Consider the following 23,370-nt stretch of genomic DNA (forward strand, 5'->3'; position numbering starts at 1 on the left):
ACTGTTTTACAAAAATAGCCAGAACATCACATTCTGACTATTACTTTTATTTCTCATCTTCGTCCATTGAAAGTACTGACAAGAAGGCTTCTTGTGGGACTTCAACCGAACCGATAGCTTTCATACGTTTCTTACCGGCTTTTTGTTTTTCGAGGAGTTTACGTTTACGCGAAACGTCACCACCGTAACACTTAGCCAAGACGTTTTTACGAAGGGCTTTGATATCTGTACGGGCAACAATTTTTTGACCGATAGCCGCTTGGATAGGCACTTCGAATTGTTGACGTGGAATGATTTTCTTAAGCTTATCAACAATAAGTTTTCCACGCTCGTAGGCAAATTCCTTATGCACGATGAAGCTAAGGGCATCGACCTTGTCACCATTAAGAAGAATATCCATTTTCACCAATTGTGAGCGACGGTATTCTGACAATTCATAGTCAAAGCTTGCATAACCACGAGTTGATGACTTCAATTTATCAAAGAAGTCAAAGACGATTTCGGCAAGTGGAATCTGATAGATAACGTTAACACGATTATCATCAATATATTCCATGGTTTCAAAATCACCACGTTTACGTTGTGCTAACTCCATAACTGCACCAACATACTCTTGAGGAACCATGATTTGAGCTTTAACATAAGGCTCTTCGATGGCATCAATACGTGTAGGATCTGGGAATTCAGATGGGTTAGACACTTCAAGCATCTCACCGTCAGTAGTGTTAACATGGTAAACTACCGATGGTGCTGTCATGATGAGATCAATATTAAACTCACGTTCCAAACGCTCTTGGATAACATCCATGTGAAGAAGACCCAAGAAACCACAACGGAAACCAAAACCAAGGGCTTGAGACGTTTCAGGCTCAAACTGAAGACTGGCATCGTTCAACTGGAGCTTTTCAAGTGCCTCACGCAAGTCGTTATATTTATTTGACTCAATAGGATAAAGACCAGCAAATACCATTGGGTTCATTTGCTTATAACCATGAAGTGGTTCTGCGGCTGGATTGTCTGCAAGTGTTACTGTATCACCGACACGAGTATCCGCAACCGTCTTAATTGAGGCGGCTACATAACCAACATCTCCTGTCGCAAGGTAGTCACGGCCAACAGCTTTAGGCGTGAAGATACCAACCTCAGTAACATCAAAGGTCTTGCCATTAGACATCATTTGAATCTTATCGCCTGGTTTAACCATTCCGTTAACCACACGCACTTGGAGGATAACCCCACGGTAGGCATCATAAACAGAGTCAAAGATAAGGGCTTGGAGAGGCGCTTCGACTTCACCTTGAGGTGCAGGAACTTTCTCAACAATTTGTTCGAGAATCTCTTCGATACCGATACCAGCTTTAGCTGATGCAAGCACAGCTTCTGAGGCATCTAGTCCGATAACATCTTCAACCTCTGTACGCACACGTTCAGGATCTGCGGCTGGAAGGTCGATTTTATTGATAACTGGTAAGATTTCCAAGTCATTATCTAGGGCCAAGTAAACATTGGCAAGTGTTTGCGCTTCAATCCCTTGAGCAGCATCCACCACCAAGATTGCACCCTCACAGGCAGCAAGAGAACGTGACACTTCATAAGTAAAGTCCACGTGTCCTGGTGTGTCGATAAGATGGAAAATATATGTTTCACCATCTTTAGCTGTATAGTTAAGCTCAATGGCATTTAGTTTGATAGTGATACCACGTTCACGCTCGAGGTCCATACTATCAAGGAGTTGCGCCTGCATCTCACGACTTGATACTGTCTCAGTCTTTTCCAAAATACGGTCAGCAAGGGTTGATTTACCGTGGTCAATATGGGCAATAATAGAGAAGTTACGAATCTTCTCCTGTCGTTGTTTTAATTCTTCAATATTTGGCATTTTTATCTTTCCTAGTTCTTACTTGTGATTATAAAAAAACTAATCGTTACCTTCTATTATACAAAAAAGACAGGCTTTTGCCTATCTCTAATATCTGCTTTCTGACCGCATTTACTCCTTCTTATTTCTTAAAAGTATCGTTGTAGTGCTTATTAATAATTGCCGAGCGCTTGTTTTCTGTAGAACTACTTGAAAATGGAGCTAAACCGAAGGCTAGTACAACAATTCCCAATAGAATGAGACTAAAAAATGGGTGCTCTATAATATAGTGTAAAATATCTGACATAGAAAGGCTCCTTTTAAAGCATAATTAATTACGATTATATTATCAGAAATATTATGTTTTATCAAGCAAAAAAAGAGAGCCTTTCGCTCTCCTTTTATTTTAATGGAATTGCATCCCACCATCCACGATGATGGTTTGACCTGTGATGTAGTTTGAGTCAGGTCCAGCTAAGAAGCTAACTGCTGCTGCCACATCTTCAGGTTCTGACAAACGTTTGAGAGTAATATCTTTAGCAAAAGTTTGCATACCCCATTCATCATCTTTACCAGCATTCTTACCAACTTCATGAGCAATGTCAAACATCATTGGAGTCTTAACGATACCTGGCGCATATGCATTGACAGTAATACCTGAATCAGCCAAGTCACGCGCCAAAGTTTGAGTGATACCACGCACTGCGAATTTAGTACCACCATATACAGTCAAGTTAGGGTTACCTACGACACCGGCTTGTGAAGTCGCATTGATGATTTTACCACCATGACCAAGTGCTTTAAATTGTGCTTGTGCAGCTTGAGCACCCCAGATAACACCACCGACATTGATGTTAAATGTACGTTGGAACTGTTCTTCAGTAATAGTATCAAGTGGTGTTGTTGGTGCCACACCGGCATTATTAACAACAACATTCAAGTCACCAAAGTGATCAACAACTTTTTGGAAAGCAGCTGCTACTTCAGCTTGTTTAGATACATCAGCTACAACCGCAAATGCTTTGTCTGCTGACAATTCAGCAACCGCTTTTTCTGCAGTTTCAGCGTTGTAGTCCAATACTCCGACTTTAAAACCATCTTCAACCAAACGTTTTGCAATCGCAAAACCAATACCTTGACCTGCACCTGTAACAATAGCAACTTTTGACATACGAAATCCTCCTCTACCAATTTGAGTCACTGGCTTAATACCGAGCCTTATCTCAATTGGAATACGCTAAGTTAGTCAAGTTCTGGCAAAGTCATTTTCATAGGCTTTGTCTTAACTCAATTAAAATTCTACTCCTTTATGAAAACGTAGTCAAGTAATTATCAAACTTTTCTGAAAACAAATAAGACCACCCTTGGGTGACCTTATTCCTATTATTCTTCAAATTCAAAACCTAGTGCTTCCATATCGTCCAAGCCACCCAAGTTAGTCACCTTAGTATATCCTCGCTCTTTAAGAACTGATGCAGCGAATTCTGCACGAGGCCCCATTTTACAATAGAGGTAAATTGAAGCGTCTTTTTCAGCTGGAATCTCAGCAGAAAAAAATTGTGTATGAGGAATCAAGAGGGCATTCTTAACATGACCTTCTGAATACTCTTCTGGACTTCTGACATCAATTAACAGTCCACCCTTAGCTAAATCAGATTGAATCTGTACTAAATCCATCTTACTCACCAAACCAAATCTGAATTTCTCGAGCCGCAGATTCTTCTGAATCAGAACCATGAACAATATTTGGAATCATGTCCCCATCTGGTGCAGTTGCAAAGTCTCCACGAATCGTTCCTGGAGTAGCATCCCCAGGATTAGTTGCTCCCATCATATCACGCCATGACTTGATAACACCAGGGCCAGACATAATACCAATAACTGCTGGGCCACTCATCATGAATTCAGAAATACTAGGGAAAAAGGGTTTATCAACCAATTGGGCATAATGTTCTTTAAGACGTTCTTCATCAAGCATCAGCATCTCCATACGCTCAATAACGAAGCCACGTCGCTCAATTCGATCAAGCACTTGACCAATTAGATGGCGTTTAACAGCATCTGGTTTAATAATAAAGAATGTTTTTTGCATGTTCCCAACCTTCATTGTTTTCTTTTCATTTTACCATAGGAAGTATCATTTTGCAGGGTAAAACCTTATATAGTCTAAAACTATACCCTCAGAAAGAAATTAACTATTTTTCATTAATGCAAATAAAAAGTATCATGGAAATAAAATGATATTTTGAGGGTAATTTTATGACAAAATCTAAATTTCAATTAGTTGGTTCTCTCCTTCGTCCTGCAGATCTCCGTAAATACAAGGACGAAATCGAGCACCGTGACGACATCCAGTATCCTTTCTACGATGCCCTCCCTGGTTATCAAGAAACTGAAACCGCAGATATTAAGCAAATTGTGGCTGACCAAAAGGCTAATGGTATTGACATCCTTACTGATGGTGAGTTTGGGCGTTCTATGTGGCACTTGGACTTTGTCTGGGGTCTCAAAGGTATTGAACGTTATATTGCAGAGCATGGCTATACATTTAAAGATCACGACGGCGGACAATATGAGACTCGTAAAGATATTGGTATTCGTATCACCGAACCACTCTCAGGTAAAAACCACCATTATCTAGATATCTACAAATTGGTTAAGGCTGAAGCTGGTGATGAAGATACTAAGCAAACTATCTGGGGCCCGGCTCATGCTTATACTGAACTTGCTATCTTTGACCGTTTGGCTGGTCCTGGTCAAGTATATGAAACAAACGAAGACCTCAAAAAAGGTTTGATTAATGCCTATAAAGAATTCTTGGAAGAATACAAGGCTGTAGGTGGAAAAATTGTTCAATTTGACGACTGTCTCTGGGAACTCTTTGACCCCTCAAACCCTGCAAGTTTCTTTGCGGAAGGTAATTCTGATTTGGCAGAATTGGCTGATGAGTTTGTAGCTATCAATAACGAGGTTGTAGACTATGCCCACGAACTTGGTTTAACGGTTTGGACACACAACTGTCGTGGTAACTATGAAAGCCGTTCTGCTGCCGAAGGAACTTACGAAGCCATTGCTAAGAAGTTCTTGGCAGAGCAACACTATGATCGCTTCTTCCTTGAATGGGACAGCGATACAGCTGGTGATATCAAGGCTCTCGAAGCCCTCAAAGATAGCAAAGCTGAAGTTGTACTAGGACTTTTGTCATCTAAAACAACTGAACTTGATGACGAAGAACGTGTTCTTGACTTGCTTGAAAAAGCTAGTCAAATCCTTCCTAAAGAGCGTCTCTTCCTTTCTCACCAATGTGGTTTCGCCTCATGTGACTCAGGTAATGAGTTGGCAACACCACAACAATGGGCTAAAATTAAACAAGGTCAAGATATCGCTAAGAAATTCTTTGGTTAAATGAATACTTTTAGATCTGAAAAATCCCTTACCGAATTCGGTAAGGGATTTTAATGTTGTCTAAGCTTGAATAAAAGGTTGCAAATCATTAAGAGCACGCTCAGCAATTTTTTCGTAACGCTCTTTCTTGTCACGAATACGTGGACCTTCCAACTCTTTGATAATACCAAAGTTAACATTCATTGGTTGGAAATGTTTGCTCTCAGCATGTGTCACATAATATGGGAGGCTTCCGATAGCTGTTGTATGAGGGAAGATAAGTTCCTCTTCACCTTTAAAGAGACGGGCTGCATTGATTCCAGCAACTAAACCTGAGGCCGCTGATTCAACATAACCTTCAACACCAGTCATTTGTCCCGCAAAGAACAAATTAGGGTTTGATTTTGATTGGAAGGTTTGTTTGAGTAAGTTTGGCGAATCCATGTACGAGTTGCGGTGCATAACCCCATAACGCACAAATTCAGCATTTTCAAGACCTGGAATCATTTGGAAGACACGCTTTTGCTCGCCCCATTTGAGGTGGGTTTGGAAACCAACAATATTATATAGACTACCAGCCGCATTGTCCTGACGAAGCTGAACAACCGCATAAGGTGTCTTGAAGTCGCCGTCACGTGGCCCTTTGTAATCCTCAGGATACTCCAAACCAACAGGTTTCATAGGGCCATAGAGCATTGTCTTGATACCACGTTTAGCCATGACCTCGATAGGCATACACCCTTCGAAATATTTTTCTTTTTCAAAGGAATTCAAAGGAGCTTCTTCAGCTGTTGTCAAGGCCTCGTGGAAGGCCATGAACTCTTCCTTGGTCATTGGACAGTTTAGATAAGCTGCTTCACCCTTGTCATAGCGTGACTTAAGGTAAACCTTGTTCATGTCGATAGTCGCTTTATCAACGATTGGTGCAGCGGCATCATAGAAATAAAACCCATCTCCACCGTTAAGCTTGTGAATTTTTTCAGCTAAAGCATCAGAAGTCAAAGGACCTGAAGCAATAACTGTAATGGCATCATCAGGAATCTCTGTGATTTCTTCACGGATAACTTCAATTAATGGATGATTTTCAATTTCAGCTGTTACTGCTTCTGCATAACCTTCACGGTCCACCGCCATGGCACCACCAGCTGGCACACGATGAGCTTCTCCATTACGCATAATGATAGAGTCCAAGCGACGCATTTCTTCTTTAAGAAGCCCCACAGCATTGGTCAAGCTATCGCCACGGAAAGAGTTAGAACAAACCAATTCTGCAAAATTTGTTGTCTTATGCTGTGGTGTTGCTTTGACCCCACGCATTTCATAAAGTTTTACTGGAATACCACGTTTGGCAATCTGATAAGCCGCCTCGGATCCGGCCAAACCAGCTCCAATCACGTTAATATAATCTGCTTTTGATTGAGACATGACACTAATACCTCTTCGGGAACAAGATAAAATCCTGCCCCCACAAATCTTTCTACATTTTTACTCTTAGTAGTATAGCAAAAAACTCCTCATCTGGCGACTAGGAGTCATCTGTATTTAAAGGGGTAAAGTGATAGTCACTTTAGCACCATGCGTGTTATCGTCATTCGAAAGAGCAAGACCACCATGGTGTAAGCGAATAATATCATTAGCAATAGTCAGACCAAGTCCACTATGATTGCGGCTCTGTCTACTTTTATCCTCTTGATAAAAGAGCTGAGTGGCCTTTTCAAGTGATTCAAGGGAAAATCCATGGCCAGAATCAAGGCAGATAAACTTGAATTCATCTTCTTCTACCCTAGCGGTCAGGAGCAACTGACTGCCACTGGGTGTATGCTCTACGGCATTTGAAACAATATTCATAAAAGCTCGATTCAACAAGGACCTGTCCCAATGGCCTATGATTGCTTTCTTAATCTCCTTCTTGTCAAATGCTACATTGATTTGTTTGGTTTGAGCTAGTGACAAGGTTTGATCGTAAATGTCTTCAATAAATTCCCTAACCGAAATGTCTTCAAGCGTCAAGGTTTTCGTCAAACTCGTTTTGTTGAGTTCAGACAACTCTTTAACATAAGCATCAACCTGTGTAATCCCCTTTTGAAAATGTTCTAATAAGTCCATCTGTTCCGCATCCAAGGGCGTCATGGCTAAGAGGTCTGCATTACCACGAGCAACTGTCAGTGGTGTCTTTAAGTCATGTGTCAGGGCAGAAATCTGATTTTGCTTATCTTGCTCTACCTTCCAATTTTCCAGCAAAGAATCACGGAGCGCAACCCTCATGTGATCCAAGCCACTTAAAACCTGATTGAATTCCTTAATTGTAGACTGGTAGGTTTGAAAATTCAAGTCTTGTTGGGAAATTTTTTCAGTAACTTTTAATATAGGTTTAAGCTGCTGACTTAATTTATTTGCATAGTAAAAAGTTAAAATAACAAATATGAGGAGAATGAATACAATCATTGAGCCAATCATCAATAGATCAGCATTGGGAAAATGCTGATTCATCCACGCATTATGATACCTAGGTGATAATTGATAGTTGACAATGACTATACCATCTGACCGTTCAAAAGACTGAAAATAGCCGTATATCCCACCGTGAGCATTCTTGAATTGGTAATTTAGTAAGGATTCTTCTTGCAAGTTAACTGGCATGTTAGACTTCTTAAGCTTAAATTCCCTAGTTAAAAAGACATAGCGAGTACCATCGGGCAAGACATCTGGATTAAAGACCTTAGAAGTTTCAATATCATTCCTGACAGCAGACAAATCACTTTCTACCTGATTTGCTGGAATCACAACGCCAAAACGATAAGACAAGCTGAACAAATACAAAATAAGAAGACTGCTGATTGCCGAGAGGACCGTCAGGCTGACGACATAAGATAACAAGATTGTTCTTAGAGAGTGTTCTCGTTTTTTAATTAGTGCCACTTGTAACCAATCCCCCAGACTGTTTCAATAGGATTTTGCCCAACATCTTTGAGCTTTGCACGGATATTTTTAATATGTTCAGCCACTGCTGTTGGACTTCCTTTATCCTCATAGCCGTACAAATGCGTGTAGATTTGTTCTTTTGAAAAGACTTGGCCCTTATTTTCAGCCAAAAATTGACAAATACCGTACTCCGACTTAGTCAAATCTAACAACTGATTCTCAACATAAAGCTCCTGAGCTGACAAATCAAACTGAAAATCACCAAGTGAAAGCTTATGGTGACGTTCACGACTTTCACGTCTCAAGTGTGCCGCAACACGCGCTTGGAGTTCTTTAACCCCAAATGGTTTGCAAATATAATCATCCGCCCCATAGCACAATCCCTGAACGATATCCCCTTCTTGCGTTCTGGCTGTAATAAAAAGTATGGGGCAATCCACCTGATCACGAATCTCATGACAAAACTGGAGACCGTCAACATCAGGCATCATGATATCTAGTAATATCAGGTCAAACCGTGGCAACGAGTTCTTATCCAAATCTAAAACACTTGTAAACCCCGTCACCTTATGATTTTTAAGCTCTAAAGCTTTTACAACCAATTTCACAATATCTTCTTGATCATCAATAACAAGTATTTGAGCCATAAGCTTTCCTTTCGTACAAAATTACCTTTATCATATCATCTATAGAAGATAACTGACAAGGCGTAGAGTAGATAAATATGTGTTGGGTAAAAGACATAGAATAAATATTTTGACCCATTCCCTCTTTGACCGTTATAACAAAGCATCAAAGGAGCTGCAAATATTTCCATCCATTCAATGTATTTAAACATTAAATCGTGAATAGAAAGGCTACCTAAAACAATCGCCATGAGTGCCCAAACAAGACTAACACTCACAAAAGCAAGCACTTCTTTCTTAAGATTCTGATGACAAAGATACATAGCGATACCGGTCAACAGCAACCATGTTCCTCCATCACTGATAGACGTATGAGTTGGAAACACTGTGTAATTAAGTAAATTTATGAATAAAGTAAAGACTGGTTTGTTTTGACCTAACAGATAAAAAGGTACCAATAACCATGGAAGCAGCAATGGGAAAAGTAAGGTTGGGATTCCTTTTAGATATTTCTTTTCTTGAATCCAAGCGATACCTTGAAGAGCAACGAGCAAGATAGCAAATGACGACAGCATCATATTTTGTGGAAAGAAACCATCTGGTCTCACAAGAGGATGTAGAAAATTATAGAAACCAAACTGAATCAATCCCATCAAAATCGCTAAAGCATAAATCTTTAGGAAGTATTTCTTTCGATTGTGTGTATGGACGAAACCTTCAATCACAGCAAATAGAAATAAGGGGGCTGCTAATCTCCCAATCATAGTAAACCAAATAGGTATTTTCCCTGTATAGTCAAAAAAGTAATGAATATGGTCAAATACCATAGTAATGAGGGCTATATATTTGAGTTGGAAACCTGATAGACTTAAACGTTTCATAATAACTCTCCTTTCTTTTCATCCTCAGTATAAAAAACAAATTTAAGGAAAGTATCAGTTTTTTGGATAAAATACAAAAAACTATCCCAAGTCTTAACTTGAGATAGCTATGTCTTTATTTAACAACAGATTCTTTGTAGTCACACTCTTCGTTACTACAGATGACTTGTTTGCCACCACCACGTACTTTCTTCTCGACGAGGTAATCGCCTGATTTAGGACAGTTACGTCCAACAGGGATATCCCACGACGTAAATTCACAGTCAGGATAGCGATCACAACCGTAGAAGACACGATTACGTTTTGTCTTACGTTCGATGACCTGACCTTGACCACAGGTTGGACAAGTAACGCCAATTTCTTTAGTAATGGCCTTGGTGTTATGACAGTCTGGGAAGTTACTACATGCATAAAACTTACCGTATCGACCAAGTTTGATGACCATTGGGTGACCACAGAGGTCACAATCAAAACCAGCAGGCTCATCCTTGATTTGGATTTTTTCAATACCTTCTTCAGCTTTTTCCAATTCTTTTTGGAAAGGTTTGAAGAATTCATCAATTACCTTCTGCCATTGTTCCTTACCAATTTCAACCTTATCAAGTTTACCCTCCATTTCGGCGGTGAATTTAACATCCACGATATCTGGGAAGAATTCGACGATTAAGCTATTGACGATTTCCCCAAGCTCCGTCGGTTCAAAACGTTTAGCCACCAATTTGACATAGTAGCGACGTTGGATAACATCAAGCGTTGGCGCATATGTTGACGGACGACCAACACCATTTTCTTCCAGCGTCTTAATCAGTGTCGCTTCAGAATAGCGTGCAGGTGGTTGCGTAAAGTGTTGTTCAGGCGTTGTCACAACCTTCTTAACCGTATCACCTTCAGCCATATCAGGAAGCATTTTATTTTTATCAGAGTCGTTGTAAACGGCCATATAACCGTCAAACTTGATTTGGCTACCATTTGCTGTGAAAATGACTCCGTTTTGAGACAAGGTCACCTTCATCGTATCAAATACAGCAGCTGTCATTTGACTGGCCACAAAACGATTCCAAATAAGGGTATAGAGCTTGAGCTGATCCTTATCCAAATACTTGGCAATGCTTTCTGGTGTTTGGAAAACATTTGAAGGACGAATAGCCTCGTGGGCATCTTGCGCCGCTGAGCTATTTTTCACCTTACTACCATGCTTAGAATACTTAGAACCAAAGCGTTCTGTAATAAACTCAGCAGCCTGGTTTTGTGCCACCGGACTGATACGTGTAGAGTCCGTACGCATATAGGTAATCAAACCTTGAGCTCCTGACCCCAGATTAATCCCTTCGTACAACTGTTGGGCAACCATCATGGTCTTACGTGTACGGAAGTTAATCTTATTGGCAGCATCCTGTTGGAGAGAGGAGGTAGTATATGGCAATGGTGCATTACGACGGCGTTCTTTTTTCTCTACCTTATCTACGTTGAAGTCGTCACTTGTAATACGAGAAAGAACAGCTTGAACATCGTCATTATTGTTGAGCTTAAGCTTTTTACCATCCAAGCCATAGAAACTAGCCTGAAATTTCTTAGCCCCCTTCTTAAAGGCACCATCAATTGTCCAATATTCTTCTGGTTTAAAAGCCTTGATTTCATTCTCACGGTCTATAATAAGCTTAAGAGCTACCGATTGGACACGCCCTGCAGAAAGACCTTTCTTAACCTTCTTCCAAAGAAGCGGAGAGATTGAGTAACCCACAATACGGTCCAAGACACGACGAGCTTGCTGCGCATCTACCAAGTCCATGTCAATGGCGCGTGGCTCCACAAAGGCATTTTTCACTGCATCTTTAGTAATTTCGTTAAAGACGACACGATTTTTTTCCTCTGGCTCTAATCCAAGAATATGTGACAAATGCCATGAAATGGCTTCCCCTTCACGGTCCGGGTCACTTGCGAGAAAGACTTGCTTGGCTTTTTTAGCCTCTTTCTTCAATTCATTGATAAGAGGTCCTTTACCACGAATATTAATGTACTGAGGTTCGTAGTTGTTTTCAAAATCAATAGACATACTTGATTTTTTCAAATCACGGATATGCCCAACAGAGGCTACAACTTTATAATTGCGCCCAAGGTACTTTTCAATGGTTTTTGCTTTGGCAGGAGACTCCACGATAACCAAATTTTTCTTTGGTGTCGCCCTCTTTTTAGTCGTCTTTTTAGCCGTTGTTTTCTTTGTTGCTTTAGTTTTTGTTTTTGTTGTCGTTGCTGTCGCCATAGACTATTTCCTTATAATGTTATAAACTGGCTGCGCCACTAATCTGTCTAAAATCTAGTCACAAGACATTAAAAAATGTAACATCTTGGACCGAGCAACTAACATGATACCGTCCTTTTCTTTAACTGTCAATAAAAAACTTTTTCTCTATAGGAGAAGTTTGATTTTCAAGAAAACTCTGAAAGGATGTCAAACCCTGTCGTAATGCACTTTGCACCCTCTTGAATCAAGTGATGACATCCGTCTGACTTTCCATCTAAAATATTTCCTGGAATAGCAAAAACATCTCTACCTTCTTCCATGGCACGCTCACAAGTAATCAGACTTCCCGAGCGAAGCTTAGCTTCAACCACCATAACCCCTTGACACAATCCAGAAATTATCCGATTTCGTTCAGGGAAATGGTATTTAAGTGGCTGTTCACCCGCTCCATATTCTGAAAGAACTAAATGATTTTTGGCCATATAGTCCTGCAAAGCTTTATTTTCTTTTGGATAATAAACATCAAGTCCTGTCCCGATAACTGCAATGGTCTTTCCTTTATTTTTCAAGGCCTCCATATGTGCACAAGTATCAATCCCACGCGCCAAACCACTCACAATAGTAAAGTGATTCCCAAGTTCACTAACAATTTTTCGAACAGACTGTTTGCCTATTTCGGAGCACTTTCTTGCCCCAACAACAGCTAGCTTTGGTTTACTTAGCAAATCAATATTCCCTTGATAAAAGAGGAGGACAGGTGGATTATAGCTATGCTTCAGCTCAATGGGATACTCCTTATCAAAAATTGATAAGGTCGGAAAACGTTGAAATTCTTCCTTAAGCTGCTTAATATCTAAATTCTTGTATTCTTCCATAAAGAGAACTGCATTTTTAGACTTAGATACCACTGCCATATCACGTAAGCTCAGTTTTTTATCTTGATTTTTTTGATAGTCTAAAATATTAAGAATATTTAAATTTGTCAATCCAGCTGCTTTTAGTTTAAAAAGTTCAAAGTTATTCATGTAACTACCTCCATTTCATTATTCGCAAGAGAAATAGAAAAAAAGCCCCTTCATGGAACTTTTGTTAATTATAAGGCATTTTCAGAAGTAAAATATGATGCCGCTCCTAAGAGGTTACTGTCGTTATGGAAATGACAAGCTTGAATTGTTATCGGCTCAAAACCTAATTCTGGCTTTTCATTAAATAACTCTTCATAAGCATTAACAATACCTTCTATCAAAGCATTTTGGCTGCTGATACCTCCACCGATAATAACTCCATCCAACTTGAATAAACTCTGCAAATTAAGAATCAGAACAGCAGTTTCATGACAATAGTCCTTAAATAGACGTTTTAGTTGTTCAGAGTGATTTTCATCTAAAGCCGAGAAAACTACTAAACTATCATCCTGTTCTAAACCAAGTATTTGACTAGCTTCATGAACGAAACCTACCGCAGAACCTTTATTATCGACAAGGCTAATCAATGCTTGCTTAAATAAGGTCCACTGGAAAGGGAGAGCCGTTTGACTCTTGCTTTGGGGACTTGGAGAACGCAAATATTGGGTAACCGACAGAGGAGTTAACAAATCCCCCTGTGAGACAATGCCTAAACCAACACCAGTACCTAAAACCAAGGCTGCCCCACAATCTAAGTCTTGTAGACTTCCATATCTGGCTTCAGCCAAGGCTGCCGCATCAGCATCATTGATAACCTTTACAGGCAGTTGAAATGTTTTTGACAAGCGTGTCCCCAGAGGAATGGCTATCAAATAAGGAATAAGACCACCCTTGAAAACAAAACCTCGTTTACTATTAATTTCGCCCGGGCATGCAATGGCAATACCAGAAATACCATTCTTGAATGATGAAATAATACTCTCTAAAGTTATCCAGAAATTATCTAGGGACGATGGTGTCGGCACTTTAGATTGGTTGCTAATTCTAAAATCATTATCAACTAATCCAAATTTGATAAAGGTCCCTCCAATATCAATAGCTAAAATCACGCCACTTCACCTACTTTTTTATGATTGACTTTATGGGTTCAAAGCTTCTTCTATGAATTGGAGTAACACCAAATTTATCTATGCCAGACAAATGATCCTTGGTACCATAGCCTGCATTTTTGGCAAATGCGTAACCAGGAAACTCCTGATCATAGTCAGCCATCATCTTATCACGGGTTACCTTTGCTACGATAGAAGCTGCCGCAATTGATAAAGAATTAGCATCCCCTTTTATAATTGATGTTTGTCCTATTGGTAGGTCCAAAGTCATGGCATCAATTAACAAATGTTCTGGTTTGGGACTAAGTTTTTCAATAGCTTCAGCCATAGCAAGCTTGGTTGCTTCATAAATATTGACAGCGTCAATCACATGGTTATCCTTAATACCAATCCCAACAGCTACCGCTTCCTTCATGACCTGCTTATAAATGGCTTCATGTTTTGATTTTGGAATTTTTTTACTGTCATTGAGACCTTTTATTTTACAAAGCTTTGGTAAGATCACTGCTGCGGCTACCACTGGCCCAGCCAAAGGACCACGTCCAACTTCATCAACACCTGCAATGAGTTCAATTCCCTGAGCATAAAGCGATTTTTCATAACTGAGCATCATCTCTAAGCGTTCTTCCTCAGCAATCTCAGCTTGTATAGCTTTACGGCGTTGCTTAATGGCAGTCTGTACACCAGCTCGACTATCTTCCTCAAAACTTGCCCATCGGTGATCGTCAAGGTCTGTCAAAGTGGCCAATTGCTCTTTGACTTCTTTAATTGTCGCCATCAGTATCGACCCCAACAATATCAAGTGTGTAACGTCCTAGTTTTCCATCACGAACTTCTTTGACAAATAGATTATAGAAACGGTCATAATCTTCACGGAAGCCAAGTTTTCGAGTCATTTCCATAATGATTTCTGGTGCCTCTTCTTCAAGGTCAATCCCTTTGAAGCGTTCCTCTAAACGTTCAGGATAGTAAGTTTTAAAATAGTTGAGTCCAAATATCGTCACTTCATCCATTGGCAATAGCTGGTCCTTGATGGCACCAGTCAAAGCGAGTTTCAATCCAACCAATTCATCTTCAAACTTAGGCCACAAAATACCTGGAGTATCAAGAATCTCCAAGTCTTTATTAGACTTCAACCACTGTTGACCTTTTGTAACGCCAGGTTTATTTCCTACAACAGCAATCTTTTTACCAGCTAAGCGGTTCATCAAGGTAGATTTCCCTGCATTTGGAATCCCAATAATCATGGTTCGTAAGGTCTCTTTCTGAATACCGCGTTCACGTAGTCGTTGAATCTTGTCAGCCATAAGACTCTTAGCAGCATCTGTTACCAATTTAACTGTAGATTGTTCCTTGGAATTGATGGCCAAGGTTTTAATCCCTTGACTCTTAAAATAGGTACGCCATTCTTTCGTACGATTACTGTCAGCGAGGTCAGCCTTATTCAGAATTAGAAGCTTTGGTTTATCGCCAACAATTTTGGTCAACATAGGGTTCTGACTCGAAAGTGGCAAACGTGCATCCACTAAAATTGTAACAAAATCAACATGTTTAAGGTTCTCCTGAACCTGTCGACGGGCCTTAGACATGTGGCCTGGAAACCATTGAATAGTAGCCATATATGTTTCTCCTTTTGTATTCTTAGCAAAATATCATTTAAAATCTTTAAAAAAAGCCAAATCATTGGCTTTGCTTTACTTATTATTATAACAGATTTAATTTGAGATGCCCAATTGATAAAAGTTGCCTACCCCTCAACAGGCATAAAGTTACCAACAATCTTACCAATGATTCGAGGATCTTCGTCATAGGGTGCAAACTTATCACCATAACGTTTATTGAGAGAAACTAAACGAAGACCCTCTTCCTCACGATAGACCTTTTTGATATAGGTTTGACCATCCCAGTCTACAGCATAAACAGCTCCATCATAATCAAAGCCCGTTTGTTTGATTAGTACTACTTCTCCATTTAGGTAGGTAGGTTCCATAGAGTCTCCAAATACCCATGACGCAAAATCATGATCTAATTCTTCATCATAGAAAACTTCATCGTAATTGCCGTCACCAAAGTAAGTATAACCTGTTCCGGCTGACAAACGCTCAAAAACTTTGTAAGAATATAACGGAATAACAGGTGCCTTCTGCTTTTCTGCTTCTTGCTCCTCCAAGAGAGCCTTAGTGAGTCGCAAAGCTTCCTGACGATTTTCCTCATTTAATTCCAAGTACACTTCTACAATCTCATGTTCAGATAGAAAATATGTCTCAGCTACACCAAAAAGTTCAGCCAATACTGATAGATTCTTTTGATTTGGTTTCGTCTTACCATTTTCCCAGTTAAAATAAGAGGAGCGAGAAATTCCTAGATGCTTAGCCACTGCTGCCTGACTCATTCCTTGTGCTTCTCGAATTTCCTTAAGTCGTTGTCCTGAAAACATAGCTACCTCCGTAAGTTAATAAACTAACATAAGTTTATCAAAAAAAGCAGTTAACTTCAAGTGAAACTAACTACTTTTACAATTCTCTTTTGTATTATTCTTTAACTAAAAATCCTAGATGGTTTAGTGCCTCTTCTATATAAGCCATATCCTGTTCACTATCTGCTTCGACAAGATGGTAATGAACGCCATTTGTTAAATCAGATAAGGGGCGAAAGTCATTTGACGATGATTGATCTAAAAAATGACTAACATCTCGACGACAAGTCAATTTCAACAAAGTCTGAATTTCTCCGTAAACTGGATGATCTATCATGATATTTTGAATACGTCCTCCATTATCAACAATAGCCAAAAGCTCATCTTTCATATCTGACACAGTATGATTCACCTTAAACAGCCTACGTATATAACAATTGTCATCGCTACTTTTATAGATATAGCCCCTATTAGTTGAAATAATCTGGGCACCATCTGCACGTAAGAGGGCAATATCTTGAACAATGATTTGACGTGTCACACCAAAATGCTCCGCCAAACTTTGTCCATTCATTGCTTCTTTAGCTCCCTTTAAGAGTGCCAATAATTCTTCTTTTCGATTTGAAGCCATAGACAAACCCTCCCTCTTTCAACTAGCGTATTTTTCGAATACTTTTGAAAATCGTTAATGCTATTACATAGTCTATCATACTATGGATAATAGTGCCAAAACCTACTAAAACAAAAAGAACATAGAACAGTTTTTGGAAATCCTCACCAGTTACAGAATAAAAAATCACGCAAGCAAGAACTTCACCTAAGGCATGGATAAGTCCTAAAACAAAGTTGAAAAGTAATGATGATTTATGGTTTTCTATCGTTTGTGGAAATTTTTTCAAATAGAGTGCGCCTAAAAAACCAAATATAATATGAGAAAAGGCTCTAAAAACAACCACAATCGGATAGCCCGCCATAAAGTATCCCAAACTAGAAGCTAAGATAACAAAAGCTGCTACCCAGGGCGATATAAACATAGCTAGAAATATTGGAACATGACTCCCCAAAGTATACGAAGCCGGTGGGATGATTAGTTTAATTGGCATAATACTTGGGATAAGGATAGCAATTGCAGTTAATAAAGCTGCAAAGGTCATTTCTTGAATTCTCTTTTTAGGTTTCATTATTTACTCCTTTTACTGTATATACATTAGTATATTACAGTGTATAGTTATATAAGTCAATAATTTTCAGAAAAAAACACTAGAGCAAAGTGCCCTAGCGTTCTAAGTTTCTTATTTACGTTTTTTCTTAGCTTTCTTCATTTTGTTGGCTTGACGCTTCATCGCATGTTTCATGGCAAAGGAACCAACCTTACCTTTAAGACCACCACCAAGCATTTGGCTTAGATCCATATTACCAAGATCTGGCATACCTGCGCCACCCATCATGCCTTCAAGAGCAGACATGTCCATATTACCCATATCAGGCATATTTGGCATGTTTTTTGGCAGATTATTTGGGTTAAGACCCATTTGACGCATCATTTGCTCCATATCACCAGACATAACACCTTGCATCATTTGTTTGGCTTGGTTGAAGTCTTTAATAAACTTGTTTACTTCAATAAAGGTATTCCCTGAACCATTTGCAATACGGCGACGACGACTTGGTGTCAAAAGATCTGGATTTTCACGCTCTTCTGGTGTCATTGATGATACAATGGCACGCTTGCGTGCAATCTGTTTCTCGTCTACTTTAACATTAGCCAAGGCTGGATTGTTAGCCATACCTGGCAACATCTTAAGCAAATCCTCCATAGGACCCATATTTTGTACTTGGTCTAATTGGTCGATGAAGTCATTGAAGTCAAAGGTATTTTCACGCATCTTTTCAGCCAACTCAAGAGATTTTTTCTCGTCGTACTCTTGAGAAGCTTTTTCAATAAGGGTAAGAAGGTCACCCATACCTAAGATACGGCTTGACATACGGTCTGGGTGGAAAGTCTCAATATCTGTGATTTTCTCACCAGTACCTGTGAATTTAATTGGCTTACCAGTAATCTCACGAATAGAAAGAGCCGCACCACCACGTGTGTCACCGTCAATTTTAGTAAGAACGACACCTGTGATATCTAGTTGTTCATTGAACTCCTTGGCAACGTTAGCAGCTTCCTGACCAATCATGCTATCTACAACCAAGAGAATTTCGTTTGGATGAGCATAATCTTTAATATCATGCAATTCTTGCATGAGAGTCTCGTCAATCTGCAAACGACCAGCCGTATCAATCAAGACATAGTCATTCTTATTGGCACGCGCTTGTTCCAAACCATTTCTGACAATCTCAACCGCCGGTGTCTCTGTACCCATATCAAAAACAGGAACATTGATTTGTTGTCCCAAAGTCTTCAACTGGTCAATGGCTGCAGGACGATAGATATCCGCAGCAATCATCATTGGACGAGCTTCTTGTTCTTTAATCAGCTTATTAGCCAATTTACCAGCAAAGGTTGTTTTACCAGCACCTTGAAGACCAACCATCATAATGATTGTTGGAATCTTTGGAGATTTCTCAATTTCAGATGTTTCAGACCCAAGAATATCTGTCAATTCTTCATTAACGATCTTGATGATTTGTTGCGAAGCATCAAGAGTATCAATGATTTCGTGACCTACAGCACGTTCACGAACACGTTTAATGAATGTCTTAACAACTGGTAGGGCTACGTCTGCTTCAAGAAGTGCCAGACGAATCTCTTTAGTGACTTCTTGAACTTCTTTCTCTGAAAGTTTTCCTTTACGTCTTAAATTTTTGAAAACGCCTTGCAAGCGTTCCGTTAAGCTTTCAAAAGCCATATATCATTTCCTCTCTTACTTTCTGCTTGGGTCTAATCTCTATTATCGATACTGCTGAGCACAGCTATTTGTTCCTGAAGATAGCTATCGTCTGGGTATTTTTCCATGATATCATCAAAAATTTGACTACGAACAATGTAATCTGAATACATATGTAGTTTCATCTCGTAAGCTTCTAAAATCTTCTCAGTACGCTTGATGTTATCATATACAGCCTGACGACTCACACCAAATTCCTCGGCAATTTCTGCCAAACTATAATCATCTGCATAATATAGCTCAATATAGTTCATCTGCTTATCTGTTAACAAGGCTGCATAGAACTCAAACAAGGCATTCATGCGATTGGTTTTTTCAATTTCCATAAGCTCCATTTTACCATAAAATCATGGTGTTAGCACCATTCTTGTGCAGAAAAAAGCCGTGACTGTTAATTGTTCTCCAAATAAAATTCAAAACGGTCGCCAACATAGTAACTTCGTACATATTCGAAAGCCTGCCCGTCTTGGAGGAAGGAAATTTGTGTCAGACTCAAGAGAGCATCGCCAGTCTTAACCTTGAGGTGCTTGGCCAAACTACTATTGGCCAAACTTGCTGATATGGTCTGCTGACTTTTCCCTATTTCATAGCCATTATCGGTTAAGGTCTTGAAGAAGTGTTCGGTAATTTCTGATTCCTTAAAACCTCGGATAATTTTCTCAGGGATACTGGCAATCTCATAGGCAACTGGTAGATCGTCTGCAAAACGAACACGTTCCATACGAATGACATAGGACTGCGGTAAAACACCTAAATTCTTGATTTCAAACTCATTTGGATGTACACGTTGATAAGAAATAAGCTCACTAGATGGTTTCTTGCCTTGGGATTTGACAATCTCAGTAAAACTCGTAGTTCCACGCATCTTTTCCTTAACTCGACTGCTAGCCACAAAAGTTCCACTGCCTGGTTTGCGTTCTAAAATCCCCTCATCCACTAAAAGTGTTATGGCCTGACGAACAGTCATACGACTCACATCAAAAGTCTCGCAAAGATCTCGCTCGCTAGGGAGACGTTGCCCGATTTTCCAAGTACCATCATCAACATCTTCCTTAATCTTATCATGTATGCGAATATACGCTGGTAACATCTAATACCCCCTTCTGTACCCCTATTTTACAAAAAAAGTAACAGAATTGTAAAGATGAGTATGATACTTACAGTTTCTCGTATAAATCTAGGTGCTAAGTCCATAAATTTGTGATACAATGATTGCATAAGAAAGAGTCCATGTGTGACGTAAAAAGAAAGGGTAATAATGACTGACATTTCTACTTTGAATGATGTGCAGAAAATCATTGTTCTAGACTATGGTAGCCAATACAATCAGCTGATTGCACGTCGTATTCGTGAATTTGGTGTTTTCTCTGAATTGAAGAGCCATAAAATTACCGCTGATGAAGTCCGTGCCATCAATCCTATCGGTATCGTACTTTCTGGTGGTCCTAACTCTGTTTATGCCGAAGATGCATTTGGTATTGACGAAGAGATTTTCGAGCTTGGTATCCCAATTCTTGGTATCTGTTACGGAATGCAACTTTTGACCCACAAACTCGGTGGTAAAGTTGTTCCAGCTGGTGAAGCAGGTAACCGTGAGTATGGCCAATCAACACTTCGCCTTCGTACCCAATCAGAACTCTTTGCAGGAACTCCTGAAGAACAAGTTGTTCTGATGAGCCACGGTGATGCAGTTACAGAAATTCCAGAAGGTTTCCATCTTGTTGGTGACTCAGTAGATTGCCCATTCGCCGCGATGGAAGATACCGAGAAAAACTTCTATGGTATCCAATTCCACCCAGAAGTTCGTCACTCTGTATATGGTAATGACATTTTGAAAAACTTCGCTTTTGGTATCTGTGGTGCCAAAGGTGACTGGTCAATGGCTAACTTCGTAGATATGCAAATTGCACAAATCCGTGAAACAGTTGGTGACCGTAAAGTCCTTCTTGGACTCTCAGGTGGGGTTGACTCATCTGTTGTTGGTGTCCTTTTGCAAAAAGCTATTGGTGATCAATTGACATGTATCTTCGTTGACCACGGTCTTCTCCGTAAAGGTGAAGGTGACCAAGTTATGGAGATGCTTGGAGGTAAATTTGGCCTTAACATTATCCGTGTTGATGCTTCTAAACGCTTCCTAGACCTCTTGGCTGGTGTTGATGATCCTGAGAAAAAACGTAAAATCATTGGTAACGAGTTTGTTTACGTCTTTGATGACGAAGCAAGCAAACTTAAAGGTGTAGACTTCCTAGCTCAAGGAACGCTCTATACTGATATTATTGAATCAGGTACTGAGACAGCTCAAACAATCAAATCTCACCACAACGTTGGTGGTCTTCCAGAAGACATGCAATTTGAATTGATTGAACCACTTAATACCCTCTTTAAAGATGAAGTTCGTGCCCTTGGTACTGAAATGGGAATGCCTGATGAAGTCGTTTGGCGTCAACCTTTCCCAGGACCAGGACTTGCCATCCGTGTTATGGGTGAAATCACTGAAGAGAAACTTGAAACCGTTCGTGAGTCTGATGCTATCCTTCGTGAAGAAATTGCCAAAGCTGGTCTTGATCGTGATGTATGGCAATACTTCACTGTTAACACAGGCGTTCGTTCTGTCGGTGTTATGGGTGATGGCCGTACTTACGACTACACTATCGCTATCCGTGCTATCACTTCAATCGACGGTATGACAGCTGACTTTGCGAAACTTCCATGGGAAGTTCTTCAAAAGATTTCTGTTCGAATCGTTAACGAAGTTGACCACGTCAACCGTATCGTCTACGATATTACAAGTAAACCACCTGCAACAGTAGAGTGGGAATAAAACCAAAATCATTAAAAGCGCTGAACGCAATCCTTCAACGCTTTTTGTTTTATATCTAAATGAAGTTTTAAACAAATAAAAATTCCATCGACACGATTCAATCAATGGAATTTTATTCTGATATACTGTTTCCAAAAAATAGTTTAGTCAATTTACACCACTCAACTCATCACATAGTCAGGATAGCATAGATAGATGTTTGCTTACTTAGTGAAATCCAATACTTTACGTCCTTGAATTTCACCTTTTTCCATTTGATCAAAGACTTCTACCGCTGTATCAACAGGAACAGTTTCAACAACTGGTACTACCAATCCTTGTGCACCAAAGTCGAAGGCTTCTTCTAAGTCTTTACGTGTACCTACAAGAGATCCAACAACACGAATACCATCTAGAACTGTTTTGACAATTGAGAGGTCCATATATTCAGATGGGAGACCAACCGCAACGACTGTTCCACCAGCACGTACACTATCGATAGCCTGATTGAAAGCAACCTTAGAAACAGCTGTTACAACAGCACTGTGTGTACCGTCAGTTTTTTCTTGGATATAGCCTGCTACATCTTCAACTTCTTTACCGTTCACCACTAAATCAGCACCAGATTCTTTAGCCAAATCAAGTTTATCTTGGTTGATATCAACAGCCACTACTCGTGCATTGAAAACTTTCTTAGCATATTGAATAGCCAAGTTACCTAGTCCTCCAGCGCCATAAATAGCTACCCATTGACCAGGTTCAACTTTAGCTTCTTTAATAGCTTTATATGTTGTAACTCCCGCACAGGTAATAGATGAAGCTTGAGCAGGATTAAGTCCTTCTGGAACTTTCACAGCATAGTCAGCGGTAACCAAAGCATAGTCACTCATACCACCATCAACACTATAACCAGCATTTTTTACAGAGCGACAGAGTGTTTCACGACCAGTTGTACAATATTCACAATGGCCACATCCTTCGAAGAACCAAGCGATTGATACACGATCACCTTTTTTAAGTGTTTCAACCCCTTCGCCAACTTCTTCAACAATACCAATTCCTTCGTGTCCTAAGATACGACCTGGAACTTGACCAAAGTCTCCATGAGCTACGTGAAGGTCAGTATGGCAAACGCCACAGTATTCGACTTTAACCAAAGCTTGACCATGACCAACTACTGCTGGTTTTTCATGTTCAACAACTTCAACACCTGTGCTTGCTTGATTAACAACAACTGCTCTCATCTTAATTACCTCCATATGATAACTTTTAACACCTTCATTATAGCACTTACAGAGGTAATATCAACGCTTACATAAAGTTTTTCTTAGCT

General features: G+C 39.8%; 23 protein-coding genes. 2 read left to right on the forward strand and 21 right to left on the reverse strand.

The window, feature by feature from the left end:
- Positions 1-46: 46 nt before the first annotated feature.
- The 5 genes from lepA to ndk form a co-directional block, all read right to left on the reverse strand.
- Positions 47-1,879 (reverse strand): translation elongation factor 4, encoded by a 1,833-nt coding sequence (gene lepA, locus HMPREF1517_RS05565; RefSeq protein ID WP_037599966.1) that lies wholly within the window; start codon positions 1,877-1,879, stop codon positions 47-49.
- 121 nt (positions 1,880-2,000) lie between these two features.
- On the reverse strand, positions 2,001-2,165 hold the full coding sequence (locus HMPREF1517_RS10575; RefSeq protein ID WP_002891050.1) for a hypothetical protein: 165 nt from the start codon (positions 2,163-2,165) through the stop codon (positions 2,001-2,003).
- A 99-nt stretch (positions 2,166-2,264) separates the two neighbouring features.
- Complete coding sequence (locus HMPREF1517_RS05570; protein ID WP_002883902.1) at positions 2,265-3,029, reverse strand: (S)-acetoin forming diacetyl reductase; 765 nt, start codon at positions 3,027-3,029, stop codon at positions 2,265-2,267.
- 212 nt (positions 3,030-3,241) lie between these two features.
- Positions 3,242-3,535 carry a rhodanese-like domain-containing protein gene (locus HMPREF1517_RS05575; RefSeq protein ID WP_037599968.1) on the reverse strand — a complete coding sequence of 98 codons (294 nt, stop codon included), beginning with the start codon at positions 3,533-3,535 and terminating at the stop codon, positions 3,242-3,244.
- Position 3,536: 1 nt separating this feature from the next.
- Positions 3,537-3,950 (reverse strand): nucleoside-diphosphate kinase, encoded by a 414-nt coding sequence (ndk, locus tag HMPREF1517_RS05580; protein WP_171963568.1) that lies wholly within the window; start codon positions 3,948-3,950, stop codon positions 3,537-3,539.
- A 167-nt stretch (positions 3,951-4,117) separates the two neighbouring features.
- Here ndk and HMPREF1517_RS05585 point away from each other — a divergent pair, with 167 nt between their 5' ends.
- Positions 4,118-5,263, forward strand: coding sequence for a cobalamin-independent methionine synthase II family protein (locus HMPREF1517_RS05585; RefSeq protein WP_002883909.1), 1,146 nt, complete (start codon positions 4,118-4,120; stop codon positions 5,261-5,263).
- Between the two features lie 60 nt (positions 5,264-5,323).
- Here the strand turns inward: HMPREF1517_RS05585 and trmFO are convergent, their stop codons facing one another.
- The 15 genes from trmFO to HMPREF1517_RS05660 form a co-directional block, all read right to left on the reverse strand.
- Positions 5,324-6,667 carry a methylenetetrahydrofolate--tRNA-(uracil(54)-C(5))-methyltransferase (FADH(2)-oxidizing) TrmFO gene (gene trmFO / locus HMPREF1517_RS05590; protein WP_037599972.1) on the reverse strand — a complete coding sequence of 448 codons (1,344 nt, stop codon included), beginning with the start codon at positions 6,665-6,667 and terminating at the stop codon, positions 5,324-5,326.
- Between the two features lie 117 nt (positions 6,668-6,784).
- Positions 6,785-8,161: a HAMP domain-containing sensor histidine kinase gene (locus HMPREF1517_RS05595; protein WP_037599974.1), complete on the reverse strand. Its 1,377-nt coding sequence runs from the start codon at positions 8,159-8,161 to the stop codon at positions 6,785-6,787.
- A complete protein-coding gene (locus HMPREF1517_RS05600) occupies positions 8,152-8,811 on the reverse strand; it encodes a response regulator transcription factor (RefSeq protein WP_037599977.1) in 660 nt (219 codons plus the stop codon). The genes HMPREF1517_RS05595 and HMPREF1517_RS05600 overlap by 10 nt, the downstream gene beginning before the upstream one ends.
- 35 nt (positions 8,812-8,846) lie before the next feature.
- On the reverse strand, positions 8,847-9,671 hold the full coding sequence (locus HMPREF1517_RS05605) for a TraX family protein (protein ID WP_037599979.1): 825 nt from the start codon (positions 9,669-9,671) through the stop codon (positions 8,847-8,849).
- 115 nt (positions 9,672-9,786) lie between these two features.
- Entirely contained in the window at positions 9,787-11,931 is a 2,145-nt protein-coding gene (gene topA / locus HMPREF1517_RS05610) for a type I DNA topoisomerase (protein WP_037599980.1), read from the reverse strand.
- 167 nt (positions 11,932-12,098) lie between these two features.
- Positions 12,099-12,938 (reverse strand): DNA-processing protein DprA, encoded by an 840-nt coding sequence (dprA, locus tag HMPREF1517_RS05615; protein ID WP_037599983.1) that lies wholly within the window; start codon positions 12,936-12,938, stop codon positions 12,099-12,101.
- A gap of 68 nt (positions 12,939-13,006) precedes the next feature.
- Complete coding sequence (locus HMPREF1517_RS05620) at positions 13,007-13,927, reverse strand: ROK family protein (protein ID WP_037599985.1); 921 nt, start codon at positions 13,925-13,927, stop codon at positions 13,007-13,009.
- A gap of 10 nt (positions 13,928-13,937) precedes the next feature.
- Positions 13,938-14,705, reverse strand: a complete 768-nt coding sequence (locus HMPREF1517_RS05625; RefSeq protein WP_037599987.1) for a ribonuclease HII — start codon at positions 14,703-14,705, stop codon at positions 13,938-13,940.
- Positions 14,692-15,546: a ribosome biogenesis GTPase YlqF gene (gene ylqF / locus HMPREF1517_RS05630; RefSeq protein ID WP_021144074.1), complete on the reverse strand. Its 855-nt coding sequence runs from the start codon at positions 15,544-15,546 to the stop codon at positions 14,692-14,694. The genes HMPREF1517_RS05625 and ylqF overlap by 14 nt, the downstream gene beginning before the upstream one ends.
- A gap of 128 nt (positions 15,547-15,674) precedes the next feature.
- Positions 15,675-16,364, reverse strand: a complete 690-nt coding sequence (locus tag HMPREF1517_RS05635; RefSeq protein WP_002891070.1) for an XRE family transcriptional regulator — start codon at positions 16,362-16,364, stop codon at positions 15,675-15,677.
- A 94-nt stretch (positions 16,365-16,458) separates the two neighbouring features.
- Positions 16,459-16,974: a transcription repressor NadR gene (locus tag HMPREF1517_RS05640; RefSeq protein ID WP_037599990.1), complete on the reverse strand. Its 516-nt coding sequence runs from the start codon at positions 16,972-16,974 to the stop codon at positions 16,459-16,461.
- A 22-nt stretch (positions 16,975-16,996) separates the two neighbouring features.
- Positions 16,997-17,524 carry an ECF transporter S component gene (locus HMPREF1517_RS05645; RefSeq protein ID WP_008534752.1) on the reverse strand — a complete coding sequence of 176 codons (528 nt, stop codon included), beginning with the start codon at positions 17,522-17,524 and terminating at the stop codon, positions 16,997-16,999.
- 111 nt (positions 17,525-17,635) lie between these two features.
- Positions 17,636-19,198 (reverse strand): signal recognition particle protein, encoded by a 1,563-nt coding sequence (gene ffh, locus HMPREF1517_RS05650; protein ID WP_037599993.1) that lies wholly within the window; start codon positions 19,196-19,198, stop codon positions 17,636-17,638.
- A 32-nt stretch (positions 19,199-19,230) separates the two neighbouring features.
- Positions 19,231-19,563 (reverse strand): putative DNA-binding protein, encoded by a 333-nt coding sequence (locus HMPREF1517_RS05655; RefSeq protein ID WP_002883908.1) that lies wholly within the window; start codon positions 19,561-19,563, stop codon positions 19,231-19,233.
- A 65-nt stretch (positions 19,564-19,628) separates the two neighbouring features.
- Positions 19,629-20,327 (reverse strand): GntR family transcriptional regulator, encoded by a 699-nt coding sequence (locus HMPREF1517_RS05660; RefSeq protein ID WP_037599995.1) that lies wholly within the window; start codon positions 20,325-20,327, stop codon positions 19,629-19,631.
- A 168-nt stretch (positions 20,328-20,495) separates the two neighbouring features.
- Here HMPREF1517_RS05660 and guaA point away from each other — a divergent pair, with 168 nt between their 5' ends.
- Positions 20,496-22,058, forward strand: coding sequence for a glutamine-hydrolyzing GMP synthase (guaA, locus tag HMPREF1517_RS05665; protein WP_037599997.1), 1,563 nt, complete (start codon positions 20,496-20,498; stop codon positions 22,056-22,058).
- Positions 22,059-22,261: 203 nt separating this feature from the next.
- On the opposite strand, the gene adhP is transcribed toward guaA, so the two are convergent.
- Positions 22,262-23,281 (reverse strand): alcohol dehydrogenase AdhP, encoded by a 1,020-nt coding sequence (adhP, locus tag HMPREF1517_RS05670; RefSeq protein WP_037599999.1) that lies wholly within the window; start codon positions 23,279-23,281, stop codon positions 22,262-22,264.
- Positions 23,282-23,370 lie beyond the last annotated feature (89 nt).

This window comes from Streptococcus sp. ACS2, from assembly GCF_000525585.1.
Classification (GTDB): Bacteria; Bacillota; Bacilli; order Lactobacillales; family Streptococcaceae; genus Streptococcus.

Bases quoted from the DNA above. Each gene is read 5' to 3' on its own strand.
- lepA (WP_037599966.1), bottom strand. From the start codon at position 1,879: ATGCCAAATATTGAAGAATTAAAACAACGACAGGAGAAGATTCGTAAC.
- HMPREF1517_RS10575 (WP_002891050.1), bottom strand. From the start codon at position 2,165: ATGTCAGATATTTTACACTATATTATAGAGCACCCATTTTTTAGTCTC.
- HMPREF1517_RS05570 (WP_002883902.1), bottom strand. From the start codon at position 3,029: ATGTCAAAAGTTGCTATTGTTACAGGTGCAGGTCAAGGTATTGGTTTT.
- HMPREF1517_RS05575 (WP_037599968.1), bottom strand. From the start codon at position 3,535: ATGGATTTAGTACAGATTCAATCTGATTTAGCTAAGGGTGGACTGTTA.
- ndk (WP_171963568.1), bottom strand. From the start codon at position 3,950: ATGCAAAAAACATTCTTTATTATTAAACCAGATGCTGTTAAACGCCAT.
- HMPREF1517_RS05585 (WP_002883909.1), top strand. From the start codon at position 4,118: ATGACAAAATCTAAATTTCAATTAGTTGGTTCTCTCCTTCGTCCTGCA.
- trmFO (WP_037599972.1), bottom strand. From the start codon at position 6,667: ATGTCTCAATCAAAAGCAGATTATATTAACGTGATTGGAGCTGGTTTG.
- HMPREF1517_RS05600 (WP_037599977.1), bottom strand. From the start codon at position 8,811: ATGGCTCAAATACTTGTTATTGATGATCAAGAAGATATTGTGAAATTG.
- HMPREF1517_RS05605 (WP_037599979.1), bottom strand. From the start codon at position 9,671: ATGAAACGTTTAAGTCTATCAGGTTTCCAACTCAAATATATAGCCCTC.
- topA (WP_037599980.1), bottom strand. From the start codon at position 11,931: ATGGCGACAGCAACGACAACAAAAACAAAAACTAAAGCAACAAAGAAA.
- dprA (WP_037599983.1), bottom strand. From the start codon at position 12,938: ATGAATAACTTTGAACTTTTTAAACTAAAAGCAGCTGGATTGACAAAT.
- HMPREF1517_RS05625 (WP_037599987.1), bottom strand. From the start codon at position 14,705: ATGGCGACAATTAAAGAAGTCAAAGAGCAATTGGCCACTTTGACAGAC.
- ylqF (WP_021144074.1), bottom strand. From the start codon at position 15,546: ATGGCTACTATTCAATGGTTTCCAGGCCACATGTCTAAGGCCCGTCGA.
- HMPREF1517_RS05635 (WP_002891070.1), bottom strand. From the start codon at position 16,364: ATGTTTTCAGGACAACGACTTAAGGAAATTCGAGAAGCACAAGGAATG.
- HMPREF1517_RS05640 (WP_037599990.1), bottom strand. From the start codon at position 16,974: ATGGCTTCAAATCGAAAAGAAGAATTATTGGCACTCTTAAAGGGAGCT.
- HMPREF1517_RS05645 (WP_008534752.1), bottom strand. From the start codon at position 17,524: ATGAAACCTAAAAAGAGAATTCAAGAAATGACCTTTGCAGCTTTATTA.
- ffh (WP_037599993.1), bottom strand. From the start codon at position 19,198: ATGGCTTTTGAAAGCTTAACGGAACGCTTGCAAGGCGTTTTCAAAAAT.
- HMPREF1517_RS05655 (WP_002883908.1), bottom strand. From the start codon at position 19,563: ATGGAAATTGAAAAAACCAATCGCATGAATGCCTTGTTTGAGTTCTAT.
- HMPREF1517_RS05660 (WP_037599995.1), bottom strand. From the start codon at position 20,327: ATGTTACCAGCGTATATTCGCATACATGATAAGATTAAGGAAGATGTT.
- guaA (WP_037599997.1), top strand. From the start codon at position 20,496: ATGACTGACATTTCTACTTTGAATGATGTGCAGAAAATCATTGTTCTA.
- adhP (WP_037599999.1), bottom strand. From the start codon at position 23,281: ATGAGAGCAGTTGTTGTTAATCAAGCAAGCACAGGTGTTGAAGTTGTT.